At 47.2% G+C, this 15,306-nt stretch carries 13 protein-coding genes; all 13 read left to right on the top strand.

Annotated elements, in window-relative coordinates:
• Nucleotides 1-274: 274 nt before the first annotated feature.
• Entirely contained in the window at nucleotides 275-532 is a 258-nt protein-coding gene (locus JW883_14260; protein MBN1843431.1) for a DUF1573 domain-containing protein, read from the top strand.
• Between the two features lie 9 nt (nucleotides 533-541).
• The gene (locus JW883_14265; protein MBN1843432.1) at nucleotides 542-1,333 is read left to right on the top strand and encodes a hypothetical protein; all 792 of its coding nucleotides are present in this window, start codon (nucleotides 542-544) and stop codon (nucleotides 1,331-1,333) included.
• Nucleotides 1,334-1,378: 45 nt separating this feature from the next.
• Complete coding sequence (locus tag JW883_14270; protein ID MBN1843433.1) at nucleotides 1,379-2,293, top strand: methionyl-tRNA formyltransferase; 915 nt, start codon at nucleotides 1,379-1,381, stop codon at nucleotides 2,291-2,293.
• 7 nt (nucleotides 2,294-2,300) lie between these two features.
• Nucleotides 2,301-3,662, top strand: coding sequence for a 16S rRNA (cytosine(967)-C(5))-methyltransferase RsmB (rsmB, locus tag JW883_14275; protein MBN1843434.1), 1,362 nt, complete (start codon nucleotides 2,301-2,303; stop codon nucleotides 3,660-3,662).
• Nucleotides 3,659-4,657, top strand: a complete 999-nt coding sequence (locus JW883_14280) for a PASTA domain-containing protein (protein ID MBN1843435.1) — start codon at nucleotides 3,659-3,661, stop codon at nucleotides 4,655-4,657. The genes rsmB and JW883_14280 overlap by 4 nt, the downstream gene beginning before the upstream one ends.
• 23 nt (nucleotides 4,658-4,680) lie before the next feature.
• On the top strand, nucleotides 4,681-5,337 hold the full coding sequence (locus JW883_14285; protein MBN1843436.1) for a ribulose-phosphate 3-epimerase: 657 nt from the start codon (nucleotides 4,681-4,683) through the stop codon (nucleotides 5,335-5,337).
• A gap of 455 nt (nucleotides 5,338-5,792) precedes the next feature.
• Nucleotides 5,793-6,416, top strand: coding sequence for a winged helix-turn-helix transcriptional regulator (locus tag JW883_14290; GenBank protein MBN1843437.1), 624 nt, complete (start codon nucleotides 5,793-5,795; stop codon nucleotides 6,414-6,416).
• An 8-nt stretch (nucleotides 6,417-6,424) separates the two neighbouring features.
• Nucleotides 6,425-7,441 (top strand): GDP-mannose 4,6-dehydratase, encoded by a 1,017-nt coding sequence (locus tag JW883_14295; GenBank protein ID MBN1843438.1) that lies wholly within the window; start codon nucleotides 6,425-6,427, stop codon nucleotides 7,439-7,441.
• A 66-nt stretch (nucleotides 7,442-7,507) separates the two neighbouring features.
• Nucleotides 7,508-9,376 carry an N-acetylneuraminate synthase family protein gene (locus JW883_14300; GenBank protein MBN1843439.1) on the top strand — a complete coding sequence of 623 codons (1,869 nt, stop codon included), beginning with the start codon at nucleotides 7,508-7,510 and terminating at the stop codon, nucleotides 9,374-9,376.
• A gap of 374 nt (nucleotides 9,377-9,750) precedes the next feature.
• Nucleotides 9,751-10,707, top strand: a complete 957-nt coding sequence (locus JW883_14305; protein MBN1843440.1) for a glycosyltransferase family 1 protein — start codon at nucleotides 9,751-9,753, stop codon at nucleotides 10,705-10,707.
• A gap of 45 nt (nucleotides 10,708-10,752) precedes the next feature.
• On the top strand, nucleotides 10,753-11,457 hold the full coding sequence (locus JW883_14310; protein ID MBN1843441.1) for an acylneuraminate cytidylyltransferase family protein: 705 nt from the start codon (nucleotides 10,753-10,755) through the stop codon (nucleotides 11,455-11,457).
• Nucleotides 11,458-11,579: 122 nt separating this feature from the next.
• A complete protein-coding gene (locus tag JW883_14315; protein ID MBN1843442.1) occupies nucleotides 11,580-13,079 on the top strand; it encodes a hypothetical protein in 1,500 nt (499 codons plus the stop codon).
• A gap of 124 nt (nucleotides 13,080-13,203) precedes the next feature.
• A complete protein-coding gene (locus JW883_14320; protein MBN1843443.1) occupies nucleotides 13,204-14,508 on the top strand; it encodes a hypothetical protein in 1,305 nt (434 codons plus the stop codon).
• Nucleotides 14,509-15,306 lie beyond the last annotated feature (798 nt).

Below are 15,306 nucleotides of genomic sequence, written 5' to 3' on the forward strand. Positions count from 1 at the left end.
TATCTAATGATGTCCGAATCATCCCGAATAGTTGGAAGTAGTCCCACCCACCGTTCCTTTATTACTCATCTTATATGTCCCCCCACATGGGAGGCCAAATGAAATGAGAAAAATGGTATAGGCGGCCAGGGGAAAGCCTGAACAGTTTCTCTGTTCGTTGACTTAAGATTGAAATGTGAGTATATTTTATAATGGTTATTGACGGCAAAGTAAGATCAGCGGCAAGAATGACTACGACAGGTTCCGATTGACTGTTTATTAAGGAGAAAAACTGATGAGGATTTTGAGAGCGACATTGTGGGGATGTTTTGTTCTGGTGGTCTTGGCTGGTTTTGTTCAAGCCGCGGAGCAAAAACAAACTGTGCAGCAAAAACAAGCTGTGGAGCAAAAAGACGCGGCGCCGGTTATCGAGGTTGAAAACCCCATCTACGACTTTAAGCAGGTGGCCCAGGGAGAGACAGTGAAACACGAGTTTCGCGTCTTTAACCGGGGCACGGCCCCCCTGCAGATCAAAAATGTCAAGCCCGGTTGAGGCTGCAGTGTGGCCAGGTTTGACCGGACCATCCCTCCAGGAGAGGAGGGCAAGATTATGTTGGAAGTGCGGACAAAGGGATACCAGGGCAGTTTGCACAAGAGCGCCCGGGTGTTTACAAACGACCCCAAGCATCCCCAGGTGACCATCGGCATGAAGGGGAACATATGGACTCCCATCCATATAAATCCCAGGTACGCTCATCTCAACGGAATTTTGGGAGACAAGATCGAAAGGGTAATCCAGTTACGGGGAGAAAAGAAGGAGCCCTTGAGCGTCGAAATCGCGTCGGTCTCCATTCCGGATAAGGTTGAAGTAGAGCTACGGGAGGTCGAAAAAGGTCGTAGATATGAGGTTAAGGTTAGGAACAAAGTCAACAAGGAGACCAGATACCAGGGGCAGGTGAAACTGACGACCAACTATGCTGAAAAACCTGAGCTGGTGATCCGGATTTTAGTCAATATCGGGGCGCCCGTTGAGGTTAGGCCGAAGGTTTTGAGCTTTGGCCGCATGTCAGATGAGCGGATGCAGGAGTTGAAGAAAAAAGGCAAATTCATGAGACGTCCGGTCATGATTATTTTGAACAAGGGCAATGAGTTGAAGATTGAAAAAGTAGAACTGGAAAACTCGCTCTTTAAGGTCGTTACCCGGCAGATGCAGCGAGGTCGAACTGTGCAGCTCATGGTTGAGCCAATTTTTGATAAGCTTCAGAAGGGGCCAAACGAAGACCATATGAAAATTTATACGAACCATAAGGACAGTAAGGTCCTTGAAGTGCCCATCAGGTTTGAGATCTTGTAACAATTGTATTACTTGTAGAATGTGAAGCCTTTCCGTATCATATTCATGGGCACTCCGGAGTTTGCGGTGCCAACCCTCAAGGCCCTTCATGGCAGCAGCAATGACGTCCTTGCTGTTGCCACCAAGCCAGACCGGCCAAAGGGACGCGGCCGCCGTTTGGTTGCATCACCTGTCAAGCAAGCTGCAAGTGCGTTTGGGTATCCTGTATTGCAGCCGGTTAAGGTAAAGGAATCCTGGTTTCTTAATAGGATAATCGGGCTAAATCCGGACCTCTTTGTCGTAGTTGCCTACGGCCAGATTTTGCCGGGCTCGGTTCTGGCGATTCCCCGCGTGGGCGCCATCAATATCCATGCGTCTCTTCTTCCCAAATATCGTGGACCCGCCCCCATCCAGTGGGCAATTATCAATGGCGACAAGGAGACGGGCGTGACTACCATGTGGATGGATGAGGGTATGGATACAGGGGACATACTCCTGACCGCCAAAGTGTTGATTGGCCCGGACGAGACTTCCGGGACGCTTCACAACCAGTTGGCCGAGACGGGGGCTGGAGTGCTGATTGATACGTTGGAGCGGCTCAAGCAGGGGCATCTTGCAGGCACGCCGCAGGACAAATCAAAGGCCACGTATGCGCCCTTTTTGAAGAAAGAAGACGGATGTATCGACTGGACCAAGGATGCAAACTTCCTGGATGCTTTTGTTCGCGGGATGAATCCGTGGCCAGGGGCTTTTACCTTCCTTTTTGGCAAGAGGCTCAAGATATTCAAGGCAAAAGATCTCCAGAAGGGGACTCGGGAAAAGCCAGGGATCGTGTTGGATGGCTTTCCCGGGGATCTTGGCGTGGCAACGGGCCGGGGGGTCCTGGCTTTGAAAGAGGTTCAGCTTGAATCCGGAAAGCGGCTTGATGTTGAGGAATTCTTGAGGGGCTGCCCTGTGCCGCCTGGCACAATCTTGGGGTAACCTGGCTATGGCAGCCATTGCACGGCAGATTGCCCTTTCGGTTTTAGGCGCTATTAATGACTCGAACGTCACTCTGGATCATCTGCTCACCCGGGCCTTTGAACAGAAGCCTCAACTGATTCAGCGCGACCGTGCCTTGGTTACGCAACTGGTGTACGGGGTCCTCCGGTGGCGCAGTCGCCTTGATTGGGTGATTCAACACCTTGCAAGAAGTCCCTTTCACAAGATTGACCCACTAGTCCTGAACATCGTTCGCCTGGGGCTATATCAAATATTGTTCCTTTCCCGGGTTCCTGTTTCAGCCGCAGTTAACGATTCTGTTGAACTGGCAAAAAGGAGGGCGCCGAGTTGGGTAGTGGGGTTTGTCAATGCCATACTTCGATCAGCCGCGCAGAGGAAAAATGAGATCCCTCTGCCGGATTATAACGATGACCCGGTTGCCGCCATTGTCATTCAGGAATCCCACCCTGCCTGGATGGTCAAAAGGTGGGTGAAGCGTATGGGCGTTGAAGATGCTAAGAGGCTTTGCAAGGCGAACAATGAGATCCCTCCTGTGACGGTCCGCGCCAATACTCTAAAGGTCTCTCGGGAGAGGCTGGGCGAGTCTCTCAGCGCCCATGTGAACAAGATCAGGCAGACCAGGTTTGCTCCTGAAGGGCTCATCCTCAGAGGTCTGCGACAGTCAATCCGTGAAATGCCGGCGTTTCAGAAAGGCTGGTTTCAGGTTCAGGACGAGGCCGCGCAACTCATAAGCTACCTGCTTGAACCAAAACCTGGAGAGATGATTTTGGATGCCTGTGCGGGCCTTGGCGGCAAGACCGGACACATTGCCCAGCTTATGAAAGATAGTGGAAAGATAACGGCCGTGGATTACCAGGCCCGCAAGTTGTCCGAACTGAAAGCCTTCATGACAAGGCTTGACATTTCTTCAGTTACAACATTACGCCATGACCTTGCAGCGTCTATTCCTGAGAAGCTCGCTGAAACCTTTGACCGAATATTGCTTGATGCACCGTGTTCTGGTCTTGGCGTCATTCGGAGAAACCCTGACATCAAATGGAAAAAACAGGCAGAGGATCTCGCCAGACTTCAAAGCAAACAGCAACGTTTATTGGCCGGTGTGGCTCGATTAGTGAAAAAAAGGGGGCTTTTGGTTTACTGTGTCTGTAGTTTTGAGCCCGAAGAGGGGGAGAAGGTATTAGAAGATTTTTTGAAAAGCCGCAACGATTTTGCTATAGATGCTCTGTCTGCCGGACGCGAGGAAATCTGCGGACCTTTTGTTGACAGGTCAGGTATTTTCAGAACTCTACCGCATGAGCACGACATGGACGGGTTCTTTGCCGTTCGCCTGAGAAAGGTTGCGCCGTGAAACCGCTTTTTAAGATAGGCGTGTTTTCCTGTCTTTTTATCGCCCTTGCCGGGATCACCGGATATCTTACGTTACGGCTCATTATCAGGAGCGAAGATGTCGTGGTCGTGCCTGACCTGGTGGGAAAGGATGTTGTGTATGCCTTAGAGCTCCTTACCGACCTGGGACTCAACACCAAGGTTAGGGGCTATGAATACAGGGCCGATATCCCAAAGAACCATGTGGCAGGTCAGGAGCCTGGGCCCGGCTCTGAGGTTAAGAAAGACCGTGATATAAGGATCATCGTGTCCAAGGGGCCAGAGACTGTGATTGTGCCCAATCTTGTGGGAGTGGGTGTGCGCGAGGCGAATATTGTCATGGAAGATAACGGGCTCATAAAAGGTGTTGTGTCAAAAACTTACAGCAAAGGGGCTGTAAGAGGAGAGGTCATAAGCCAGGTTCCGCCTCCTGGCGAGGTAGTGAAGCGGGGGGATGCTATTGACTTGCTGATCGGCCTTGGCAGGCGGCCGGTTAGATTCAAGATGCCCTATTTGGACGGACTGGCCCCGGAGGATGCCATCCTTATTTTAGAGCGTTCTCAACTCAACCTGGGCCGGATACGCTATGTTCAAAGAGATGACATGCCCAAGGACGTCGTGGTGGAACAAGACCCTCGATCCGGATTCCCGGTTGTTTCCGGACGCCTGGTGAATCTTACGGTCAACAGGAAAGAAAAGGTTCTGTTTCGTGACAAGGGACTCTACCTTTTTCGTCATCATGTCTGCCATGGTTTTTTGAAGAAGCACATCCGGCTACGCATCAATGCCTTTGGCATGCTTTACGATCTATATGAGGTGTTCGGGAATCCGGGAGAAGAGATCTGGATGCTCCTCCCGAAACATCGTGAAACCACTTTTTTCCTGTACGAGGATGGGGAACTCACCTTGAGTCATTCCTTTGCAACGGAGGCCAATCTGCCTTCCTTCCCAGAGGTTGAAATGGGAGATCTTTGGTGATAGATGAAAGTGAAAGGAGTTATATGAAACTGATAGCGCCATCCATATTGTCAGCAGATTTTTCAAGACTCGGTGACGAAGTCAAGGCGGTAGAGGCTGCCGGGGCAGATTGGATCCATGTGGATGTCATGGACGGCCATTTTGTCCCCAATATAACTATCGGGCCGCTGGTTGTGGAAGCGGTTAGTAGGGTGACCGAACTCCCTATGGATGTGCACCTTATGATTGAAAATCCGGAACAGTATCTTGAAATGTTTGCCAAAGCAGGGAGCGCCTATCTGACGGTTCATGCAGAAGCTTGTTACCATCTACATGGGACGGTTCAGGCCATCAAGAACCTGGGTGTCAAGGCCGGAGTGTCGCTGAATCCGGCGACCCCCCTTTCAAAGATAGAATGGGTTTTGGAGGATGTGGACCTCGTTCTTGTCATGAGTGTAAACCCGGGTTTCGGGGGCCAGAAGTTCATTCCACAGGCCATTCAGAAGATAAGAGACCTCAGATCCATTATCGATTCAAAGAACCCGAACGTCCTTATTGAGGTTGACGGGGGCGTAAACCAGGATGTCATTCAGTCTGTGTCAGAGGCAGGGGCCGATGCATTTGTGGCAGGCTCGGCTATCTTTGGGAGCTCCGACTACGGTGCGACCATCGGAAAATTTCGTTCTCTTATCGGACGCTAAAATGAATCAGACAGGATATACAAGATGATCAGGGTATGTTGCTTTTTGCTAACCCCCCGCATTTGATGGCTTTTTCCGAACTCGTCGATTTTGACCTACCGGCAAATTCTTCAGCAATTGACTAAAGTTTTCCTGGTTGGTTTACGATAAGAAAACCGACCAGTCAGTGAATGGATGGTCAGAGCCTCCTCCTTGATTTGTCTGAATTTGCACTCAGGACTGTGTTCCGGCATTTTCTGGGTGCAGCTTCATGGGATGTGACCCATTTCTGGTTGGGTAAAACGTTGACGGAAATTTGACATCTCACGGCCACAATCAAGATGAAGAAATGGAAGATGCCTTGTAACTATTTGAAATAACACATTCTGTTGTTTTGGCTCGATTATTGCTTGACCGTCCAGTCAGTGAATGAATGTTGACTTGTGGATTCAGGAGTGCTAAGGGGGCCGATTGAAATGATTCAGCCGTTCAACTCAAGGTTTCTAACACCGACAAAGACGTTTCGGCGTCTATCTGTGCTTCTTGCCATCCATGATTCTTCCCAGATAAGTCAACACAAGATGGCGCGGATTACACATCTTAGCAGTTCTATGGTCAATAACTACGTTAAGGAGCTCCAGGAAGAAGGGCTCATCAGGGTGAGCGGCAATACGAACCGAACCCAGACGTATCATCTGACGTCTTCCGGACGAGATTTGCTGCTTTCGTTGTTGCTTTCATATTCCACTGAAATCATTCAGCTTTATGGTGGCGTCAAGCGGGAGCTCGCCAAGAGACTGCAGGGTATGCACGAGGAAGGTATTCGCACTGTAGTCTTGTTCGGGGCTGCAGAAACCGCTGAAGTTGTTCTCGCAGCCATAAAGGAAACCCCGCTCACCGTTACTGCCGTGGTGGATAGTGATTTTAGCAAACAGGGCAAGGTTTTTAGTGGGTTTACGGTTCAGAGACCAGAGCGGCTCAGCCAGATTGCCGCAGACGCAGTTGTAATCACTTCCTTTGCCAAGCAGGAGGAAATCCACGATTTTGTTCGACAGGTCGTGGGAGAACGACTCGAAGTAGTAAGACTTTCCGACTTGTAGGAGCTCTGATGAAGGTTCTGATCACCGGGATTACCGGGATGGCCGGAAGCCATCTGGCAGAATATCTATTAGGTCAAGGCGCTTGGGAAATTCATGGGGCTCTGAGGTGGCGAAGCAATAAGGAAAACATTGCCGCCTTTGAAAGAGACGTTCATTTGCACGAATGTGAACTCCGAGACCCCCATGCCGTGCTCCGGTTGTTGCAGGAGATCCGGCCCCAAAGGATTTATCATCTTGCATCACAGAGCAATGTGACCGCCAGTTGGAATTCCCCGCGTGAGACTCTGGTCAACAACATCACTGCACAACTGAATATATTTGAGGCTGTCAGAGAGCTGGAGCTAGCGGATACACGCATTCATGTCGCAGGCAGTTCAGAAGAGTACGGTTTAGTCCATGAACATGAACTGCCTGTCAAGGAAACCAACCAGCTCAGGCCCCTGAGTCCGTATGGGGTAAGCAAGGTTGCTCAGGATGCCCTGGCCTACCAGTACTACAAGAGTTTTGGCCTCCATGTTGTGAGGACAAGGGCGTTCAATCACACCGGCCCAAGACGCGGGGAAGTCTTTGTCACGTCCAGTTTTGCCAGGCAGATCGTGGAAATTGAGATGGGCAAGACAAAGCCGGTCATTCGAGTCGGGAACCTGGAGGCAAAACGTGATTTTACCGACATACGCGATGTGGTGAGAGCTTATGTTATTGCCCTTGAGCGCTGCGCCGCCGGAAGCGTTTACAATATCGGCTCTGGCTCGGCTTACAGCATTAAGGAGGTCTTGGATCTGCTGCTTGGCATGACCAAAGTGATTATCCATGTGAAAGAGGACCCTTCACGGAAGCGTCCGTCAGACGTTGCTGTCATGGTCAGTGACAGCTCGAGATTCATGGAAGAAACGGGATGGCGACCTCACATTCCATTTAGGCAGAGCCTGTTCGATCTGCTCCAATACTGGCGAGAACAACTCAGTCAACGATATGGATCTGCACGCAAGGATGAATTCGCTGTTCGTATCGCTGAGTTGAGCTGACTGTAATTAAAAGAAAATCCGGAAGATCCTGGAAATCCTGTCCAGACTAGGAAAACAAAAAGCGAAATGAAGACCATTCAAATCGGCAATCGTGTGATCGGTCCTGATCAACCCACTTATGTCATTGCTGAGATTGGTATTAATCACAATGGTGACGTGAGGCTGGCCAAGGAACTCATAGATGTGGCTGTGGATGCAAAGGTGGACGCAGTGAAATTTCAGAAACGACACCTTCCCAGTCTTTATCCAGAAGATGTGCTTAATGATACCCTGAAGTACGAACAGAATTTTCAATACATGATTCCTATTCTGAAGGAGGTGGAACTCAGCGAAAAGGACTTTGTTGCGCTAAAAGCTTACTGCAAAGACAAGGAGATTGAGTTTCTCTGCACCCCTTTTGATCTTCACAGCGTTGATTTTTTAATGGCGCTGGGAGTCAAGGCGATTAAGATCGCTTCTGCTGACCTCACCAATTTGGAACTGCTGGAATATGTAGCTGGGAAGGATAAACCCATGGTGGTTTCAACCGGCATGTCCCATTGGGGAGAAATCGAGAAGGCTGTAAGGCTTTTACAAGAAAAAAAAGCGCCGTTTGCGCTGCTCCATTGTCGCAGTGTCTATCCGGTGTGGCCGCGTGAGGTCAATCTCAGAATGATCAATCGGCTGACACAGTTTGGGTGCCCCGTGGGATACTCTGGTCACGATGTGGGTATCGTCATCCCACTTGTGGCGGCATCCATGGGGGCCTGCATTATTGAAAAACACATCACCGTGGACAAGAAAATGCGTGGTCCTGACCACAAGATTAGCCTTGAACCTTATGAGTTGAGGCGTCTGGTGCGCGATATTCGCGTGGCCGATCAGGCCATGGGTAAGAGCAAGCGGTTTTTGTTGCGCGGAGAAATTCTGAATCGTGAATTGTTTGGCAAAAGCCTTGTCGCTGACTGTGACATACCTGCAGAAAGTTGCATCACCCGGGAAATGATTAGGGTACAAGGTCCGGGGAAGGGTCTTTCGCCGAGCAGTATGGATGAACTTGTTGGCAAGGTCATTCATAGGGATCTGAAAAAGGGTGATTTTTTTCTGGAGCAAGATGTAGAAGGCTACTGCAAGGTGGATTTTTGCAACTCTTTCAAAAGCCGCTGGGGCCTCATCGCCCGGTTTACCGATCTACGCGAGATGGGTAAATACAAGCCGGAAGTGATCGAGTTTCACCTGGCGGAAAGGGATTTTGAGCTGGGTTTTGAAGGCAACGGTTTACACCATCAAGAATTGATTGTCCATGCTCCAGAGTACTTGGGCGATCAGCTCTTCGACCTGTGCAGCGGTAATGAAAAGACACGGGCGAGGTCTGTAGGCCTGGCACAAAAGACAATAGGTCTGGCACGAATTCTGGCGCCACATTTCAGGGGCGAGCCCAAGGTCATCGTCCATCCAGGCGCCATGAGTCTTAACTCCAAGTTAGAGAAAGAACCTTTGCGACAGGCGTTGATCCAATCGCTCGAGGAAATCAATTGTGACGGGATAGAGATATTATTCGAGAATCTTCCTCCCTACCCATGGTATTTCGGCGGCCAGTGGAAGGGAAACTACTTCATAGGCGCAGCAGAGATCCGTTCTTTCTGTGAAGAGACTGGTGCGAATATTTGCTTCGACCTCTCTCATGCGGCCCTCTATTGCAATGCAAAGGGGAAGAACCTCTTAGAGTTTATCCGTGTGGTCAAGCCATTCATTCGGCACATTCATTTTGCAGATGCCTATGGCCTGGATGGTGAAGGGGTCCAGATAGGCGAGGGAGACATTGATTTTGACGAAATTATGCCTCTCTTTGCTGGTTACGAGGGGACGTGGGTTCCCGAGATATGGCGCGGGCATCTGCAGGGAGGCAAGGGTTTTTTGGAGGCATTGAGCAGACTTAAGAGATACAATCTGTAGGATGGATATTGATGGGGAGTCGATGTTTTCAGATGTGGAGAACCAGGCTCAAGTTGGAGTTGAGATGTGCCGGCAAGGTAAATGACCATTCACTGCATGGACAGTACGGTCAGTGTCATGGTCGCGTTTCAGAGCTGCACGGTTTTGACCTCCTTAAATCAGTAATATAAGGTGGCCTGAGCTATCTTGTAGCCGCCGGTTGCCTTAAGATAACAATATTATTGAATAGTTAGGTCCGATAAAAATCCGTAATCAAAGGGGCGGAGCTGTGAACGCAGATTGGGACTGCGGATTGGAAGAGACTTAGCGTTATCATTAATCTTTCAATTACTGCAATCCGTGAAATCCCCGAAATCAGCTTTAGAATCAGTGACATGAATATTTTGATGATCACGGCAAACGATCCTGCAGGCATGGGGCTTGCTTTTACCAACGCAATCAATCGTTATTCTGAACACACTTGCCGATTGATAACGACGGCCGAAAGATACGGTTTTGACTATGAAAAGGATATTCACATCCCTGATATCGAAGACGACGATTTCGGAGAAGTGGAACAGTTATTGAGGGGTGCAGACATCTTTCATTTTCATGTGTTGCAGGACGAGAATTCCCACCTAGGTCCTCTGGTCATAAGGGATTACATAAGGGGGAAGAAAATTCTTCATCATCACCACGGACATCCCGATTTCATCATCAATGCTAATATATACAATGAGAAGTACAGGAGGCTCAAGCGAAAGGTTGTTGTTAGTACGCCCGATCTTCTGAAGGTAGTACAGGGCGCTAAATGGGTGCCAAACTTGGTGCCGATTCATGATGTCCACTTTCTGCCTCGCTATGACGACTCTTTGCCACAAGACGTGATCAAAGTATGTCAGTCTCCCACAAGGAAATACCACAAACACACACGCGAATTGAAAGCCACCCTGGAGAAATTGCGAGAGAAATACCCACAGGTAGAAACGGTTATTATTGAGAAGCTGCCTTATGTTGAATGCCTAGAAGTAAAGCGAACCTGCCATATTATATTTGACCACATGCGTGGGTGGTTCGGCATCGCGTCTTTGGAATCTCTCAGCCAAGGGAAACCGGTCGTTGCAGGTTTAGACAAATGGAATCTGAGGTGTATTCGTGAGTTCACCGGCAGTGACGAGATGCCATGGATCATAGCACGAGACCAAGATAAGCTGGAAGAGAAACTGGAAGGATTGATAACGGACAGCAGCCTTCGGAACACCATTGGGTTGGAGAGTCGGAGGTTCATGGAGAGCCATTGGACGGAAAAGAGAGTTCTGGAAGTCTTATTCAACGTGTATGAGACTCTGTAGTTCGTTTTTACATATTCAATCTGATCCGTGTGAGTCCTAGAGATCATGAACTTTTTCTCACAAGAGCAACCTGAAGTTCTGGCCATCATCCCGGCCCGCGGGGGGTCAAAAGGCCTTCCGCGCAAGAACATCAGAGACCTTTGTGGCAAACCATTGATCGCCTATTCTATTGAAGTGGCCCTGAAATCAAAGTTGATTGACCGGGTGGTTGTGTCTACGGAGGACGCAGAGATAGCTGAAATTTCAAAGCACTATGGGGCTGAGGTCCCCTTTTTGCGACCAAAAGAGATGGCCCAGGATAAGTCAAGTGTTGGTGACGGAATCAATTTTACCGTGAGCAAACTGCGAGATGATGGATATTTCCCCGGTGTATTGGTGACTCTTTACCCCACGCATCCCTTTCGGACGTCCAGGCTCCTGGAGTTACTCGTCGGTAAAGCACTTAACGGATATAGCCCGGTTAATACGGTCAGACTGATAACTCATACTAAGCTAAGTATCTTTTCGAGAAACGGAGATGGCGGTATTGTTCCAATATTGAATTCCAGGACTCTTAATGGGTCAGGAACCAGGAAATCGTTTTTTAGATCTTATGGCCTGTTTCTGGGAACAAATTATCGCTCGTTTGAAAAAGCCTACCTTCACGTGATTAAAGACCCTGTAAGCCTTATTGATATTGACACGTTGCCGGATTTGTTTTTGGCCGAAGAAGTAATTAAGCAGGGGCTGTTTGACTTTGATCTCGAATAGAACAACGGTAATCTCTCGCAGAGCATTCAGAGAGCACAGAGTCTTACCTTTCCTGTCTGTGATCTTCGTGAACTCGAGCGACTGGAAGGAGCGGGCGAGAGACGTTCAGGGTGATACAACGAATGATAACAATAATTCCTGTTTTCTTTGAAGATGACCAAGACGTATGGTGTGGAGCCGAGGGTGAGGCATTAATGCTTAAATTCTTTAAGTCTGCCGCAAATGCCCGTGAAATAAAAAAGGTGATTATTCTCACCAATGATAATTCAATATGTAATTTGTCAAAATCACTCAATATAGATTCCTATCTGATCGACATCGAAGCTGGTACCGAAACATCTGTACTCCATCCCCCAGGTACTTATTCTTCAGTAAGCTATCTAAGAGAAACCCTGAAAATGGATTTTGAGAATCTGATGATCCTTAATTTCAGAAATCCCCTGATAACACCGGTTCTGATAGATGAGGCCATCAACAAATTCCAGCTTTCGAAAACTGCAGCCCTGATAAGCGTTAAAAAATCAATCGATCATCCCTGTCAACTCAACGCCTATTATAAAATTGTAGATATCGGCTTCATCCATATATTCGATAATGACGAAGCTATTGCCCCCTATCTTCAAATCCTGGACGATCGTTTTCCCAACAAGCATAATAATCTGTGTAATCAGCGCAATCTTTATAATCAGTGTTACAATAATCGGCGAAATCTGTGTAATCCCCAAAATCTGCGTTCTAATCTGGGTTTAACCAAGCCGTTCTATTTTGATTGGGTGTCCAGAGGTATTCAAGAAAAGTGTGCCTCTCGGATGTATGTCCGAATACATGATAATTTGAGCATAAAATACGTTCCGGTTGATCAGGCTTCTGATGAAACCTTCAAAGAAATACCCCCGTGTTTGTGGCTATATAATAACCCTTACGAGGCCAGGCTGCTTGTCGATTTAAACGAACTGGGAAAATCATATATTGAAGCAAGCAGGCCCGGTGAAAAAGTTCAATTGGCCGGCGTCACCTTTTCTGATGATTTTGATTGTGCTTGCTTATTGTTAAAAGATTTAAGGGCAGACGAATATTTCTTGGAATTCAATACAGGAGAAGTTTCATTAGGACCACACTTGCTGAGAGTCCTTCCGGTTAGGCAGTCAGTCAGGCCGGAAAACAGCATGACGGAAATTGAAATAACCGATTTCACAAAACCGTTTCCATTTCAGTTTGAAGACAAAGATGTATGTGGGATCATTTGTTCTCTACTTAAGGTAGCTCAAGATGATACTTATGACCTTTGCGAGCCATTCCCTTCCGACGAAAAATTGTGGTCAGGTTCTATTGAAAAAACTAATGTCAAGACAGGTAAGCAGATAATGGGACGGCAGGATTTCCCCGAAGTGCTTGAGCCTGATGGAACGTTCTTTATTATGAACAAAGACCTGATTTCGTCTCATGATAACGAAGAAGTATTAAATGGCAATGCGAATGGCTTCATCTTAGAAGAGAATGCCTCAATCCAGATTAAATCTAAATTTGACTTGTTAAGATTTAATGCCATCACAAAAGCAATGATAGCCTTTCAGGAGACGAATGGAACTCCTCTGAAAAAATTAGCAGGACAAACCGGATGAAAAAATGTAGCTTTCAGCCTTGCGAACACCCATTAAGGAAGGAGACCTTTTTGCTTGTCGGCATCACCCGACAAACAATAAATACTTACTCTGCGTTCTCAGCGTCTCTGCGGTGAGTCAAAACATGATAGAAAAACATAAAAAAGCTCTTACTGATTTGTTAAACAAAATCAACGTAACAAATATAGAGCAACTCGCGAGTTCTAAAGATGAACCTGATAAATTCTTTCAAAATGTGGAAGACACCTATCGACAAATCCAGGGGTGTGCGGCCAGCAAACTCGAAGAGCTTCAAATTGTATCGGATATGCTCGTCCGGTACCAAGTTGGCAACGCAAACGAGAGTGCCAATAGCGACTCACTAACGCTCACCACAGATAAGGCAATAAACAAGATAAGCAACTTTGCTTTCTTTGAAATGCAAGAAAAACTGATTCCATTTGATCTCGAGAAAGGGAAATGCTTGTTCAGGCAAGGTAGAGTTGAAGAAGCACTGGATACATGGGAAGAAGTCCTAAAGGTCAATCCCGATAATGAATATATCCACTCTAAGCTATTAAAGACAATGAACGGACACCATGCAACAGAAAAGCGGGCTGAGGAGTTACATAGCAAATATCAGTTCAAATATATTGGAAGTTTTGGACACAATATCGCAAGATTGCCCTTTGCCATAATTGCTACTGGTCATGAAGACATCCTATTTGTATCTGATTATTTTGGCGACAAAATTTGTAAGTTTAATACCAAAGGGAAATACCTCGGTGCCTTTTCATTGGGCCTAAAAACTCCGATGGAACTGTTTAAAGATACTGAAGGTAATATTTGGATTTGCGACTTCGGCAACAGTCGGCTTTTGGCAGTGGATTCAAATGGCAATGTTATAGATAAAATCAGTTTAAAAGATGTTCTGGGCGAGACCTACGGCTTAATCCATCCGGGTTTTGGGTGCTTGAAGAAAGATCGATTTTATTTGATATCGATGGATAGCACTCGCCAGCAGCGAAGGTTGCTTTCTTTTAATAGATATAACCCACATGGTTCTCTGGATATCTTGCCAACAGACGTGTTTCAAGTCCTTAGCGTTTTCGAATTTCTGGATAATCAGCTGTATGTATGTGACCTGGCTCAACGTGACTTATTTGTCTATAATGCCGGCCAAAGGTCTTTCAACCCGATCGGTTGCCAGGGAATTCCATATCCTCTTCGTTGGTTCATGGGCTCATCTGATGGCCTATTTTTGAGTGCCGGTAAACACCTACTGAAAGTATCATTAAATGGACAAAAACTCTTTACTGCTAATCTTACTAATATCTTTGGCATGCACGAAACAATTCCTCTTGGTCTTACAGTCTTGAGAGAGAAACGTGGTCAAGTATTATTTGTGACGGATTACTCACTGGCCTGTATTCACAAGTTTGTCATATAAAAAGACTATATCCAGATATCTCAAAATTGAGAGCTTTGCAGAACGAGAGGTTTGAACCGCAATAGCGAGCGCATTCCCCGTAGCTTGCTACGGGGTTAGCGAGCGAATTATAAAATGGCAGCGTTCCCTACGGTCGAAGATTCCCTGCAGCTTGCTGCAGGGTTCTTCAATTAATACCATGCAGCCCCGATTTTACAATTTGGACAAAAGTTTCGCGAAGGATGTTGGATTAGATTTTGTGATGTCAAAATCCATAAAAATGAGGCCAATTATTAGCCGCAAGCAGGCTGTGTCTCATCGTTGTCCTGCCATTTTTTAGTGTCTGGGCGCACCTATCCAATCAGACTATGCGAATCCGAGGAGTTTGGCTCCCCGGATAATGTTGAAAGCGGCCCCAGTTAAATAGTCTTCGAATTTAACGGGGTCAACCTGTCTAAAGTAGGGCGTCGATAATACTTCATCATGATCTTTTCGATTTTGGTCCGGGTAACGACTTTATTCATTTGTTCCAGAGCTCGCCCAGTTAAATTGCTTGAGTTTGGATTTTTGAGCTACATTATTTTATGAGATTGAATGCAGAGAGGTAAGTTATTAAGGGTGCTGATCTCAAGCAGATGTTTTAAGAACATATTTAAGGAGCAAACCTGACTTTCATGGTCTGGTGGATTAAAAGGTCTTGGAAAGAAAGTTGAGAAGGAGTTTCAGGAGTAACGAGGTAATTTAAGAGGGTTGTGCGATAGTGCTCAGATGGAGCGGGTTGAGGTTAAAAGTGGTGAGTTGGGGCTCTTGGACAAGACA

Source organism: Deltaproteobacteria bacterium, from assembly GCA_016930875.1.
Taxonomy (GTDB): Bacteria; Desulfobacterota; Desulfobacteria; order Desulfobacterales.